The organism is Streptomyces sp. NPDC027663, from assembly GCF_055566415.1.
This window is the reverse complement of record NZ_JBVHSK010000042.1, coordinates 1-2,089: the sequence shown is the minus strand read 5'-3', so window position 1 is coordinate 2,089 and position 2,089 is coordinate 1. Positions and strand designations below refer to the sequence as shown.

At 67.4% G+C, this 2,089-nt stretch carries 2 protein-coding genes; both read right to left on the bottom strand.

Annotation, left to right across the window (positions count from 1 at the left end; genetic code table 11):
* A partial coding sequence (locus ACZ4SF_RS38095; protein ID WP_468393670.1) for an alpha-amylase family glycosyl hydrolase occupies positions 1–872 on the bottom strand: 872 nt, incomplete at its 3' end.
* The coding region (locus ACZ4SF_RS38090) for an alpha-amylase family glycosyl hydrolase (protein ID WP_468393667.1) at positions 869–2,089 on the bottom strand (1,221 nt) is incomplete at its 5' end. The genes ACZ4SF_RS38095 and ACZ4SF_RS38090, both read right to left, overlap by 4 nt.

Here is a 2,089-nt window from a genome sequence, read left to right as displayed (position 1 = left end):
ATGACCGGGAAGTGGAACGCCATGTGGCACTCGTCGCCGCCGGAGCTGTAGTCGCCGAAGTAGTCGACGACGTCCTCGGGCCACTGGTTGGCCTCCGCCAGCAGCACGGTGTCCGGGTACATCGCGTCGATCTCCCGGCGCACCCGCCGCAGGAAATCGTGCGTCGCCGGGAGGTTCTCGCAGTTGGTGCCCTCTTCCGCGTAGAGGTAGGGGACGGCGTCCAGGCGGTAGCCGTCGATGCCCAGGTCCAGCCAGAACCGCAGGGCCGCCAGGATCTCCTCCTGCACGGCCGGGTTCTCGTAGTTGAGGTCCGGCTGGTGAGAGAAGAAGCGGTGGAAGTAGTACTGGCCGCGGACCGGATCGAAGGTCCAGTTGGAGACCTCGGTGTCGACGAAGATGATCCGGGCATCCTGGTACTGCTTGTCGTCGTCGGCCCACATGTAGTAGTCCCCGTACGGGCCCTCGGGGTTGGTGCGCGACTCCTGGAACCACGGGTGCTGGTCGCTCGTGTGGTTCATGACGAAGTCGATGATCACGCGCATGCCGCGCTGGTGGGCGGCGTCCACGAACTCCACGAAGTCGGCCAGGTCACCGAACTCCGGAAGGACGGCGGTGTAGTCGGAGACGTCGTAACCACCGTCCTTCAGGGGGGATTTGAAGAACGGCGGCAGCCAGAGACAGTCCACGCCGAGCCACTGCAGATAGTCGAGCTTGGCGGTCAGGCCCTTCAGGTCGCCGACGCCGTCGCCGTTGCTGTCCTGGAACGAGCGGACCAGCACCTCGTAGAAGACGGCACGTTTGAACCACTCCGGGTCCCGGTCCTTGGCGGGAGTGTCCTCGAAGGTGTCCGGAACGGGGTCGTTGACGGTCATGACGCTGCGGGCCCTCCGATCTGGGGCGTCGATCGCCCGACGTGGAGCACGTGCGCCGGCGCCGTGCCGGGCGTCAGGCGCACGTAGTTGGTCCTGCCCCAGTGGTATGTCTGGCCCGTCAGTTCGTCGTGGACGGACAGGGCGGCGTCCCGGTCCAGGCCGAGTTGCGGCATGTCCAACGAGACCGTGGCCTCCTGGGTGTGGTGCGGATCGAGGTTGACGACCACGACGACCGTGTCCGCGCCCGTGCTCTTGCTGTAGGCGAGCACGGCATCGTTGTCGGTCTGATGGAAGTGGAGATTCCGCAGGCGCTGGAGCGCGGGATGCCGCCGGCGGACGGTGTTGAGCCGGGTGACGAGCGGCGCGATGCTGCGCCCCTCGCGCTCCGCCGCTTCCCAGTCGCGCGGCTTGAGCTGGTACTTCTCCGAGTCCAGGTACTCCTCGCCGCCCGCCCTGAGCGGGGTGTTCTCGCACAGCTCGTAGCCGCTGTAGATGCCCCAGGAGGGGGAGAGGGTGGCGGCGAGCACGGCCCGCACCTCGAACGCGGGGCGTCCTCCCTGCTGGAGGTAGGCGTGCAGGATGTCGGGCGTGTTGGCGAAGAAGTTCGGCCGCATGTAGGCGGCGGCCTCGCCCGACAGCTCGGTCAGGTACTCGGTCAGCTCCCGCTTGCTGTTGCGCCAGGTGAAGTACGTGTACGACTGCTGGAAGCCGACCTGGGCGAGGGTGTGCATCATCGCCGGGCGGGTGAACGCCTCCGCCAGGAAGATCACGTCCGGGTCCTTGCGGTTGACCTCCTCGATGACCCGCTCCCAGAACACCAGCGGCTTGGTGTGGGGGTTGTCGACGCGGAAGATCCGCACGCCATGGCTCATCCAGTGCCGCAGGACGCGAACCGTTTCCGCAACCAGGCCGTCCATGTCGGCGTCGAAGGCGATGGGGTAGATGTCCTGGTACTTCTTCGGCGGGTTCTCGGCATACGCGATCGTCCCGTCCGGGCGGTGGTGGAACCACTCCGGGTGCTTGTCCACCCACGGATGGTCCGGGGAGCACTGGAGCGCGAAGTCCAGGGCGACTTCGAGGCCCAGCTTCCCCGCCTCGGCGACGAAGTGGTCGAAGTCCTCCAGGGTGCCGAGGTCCGGGTGGACGGCGTCGTGGCCGCCCTCGGGGGAGCCGATCGCCCAGGGCACGCCGACGTCGTCCGGGCCCGCGGTGAGCGT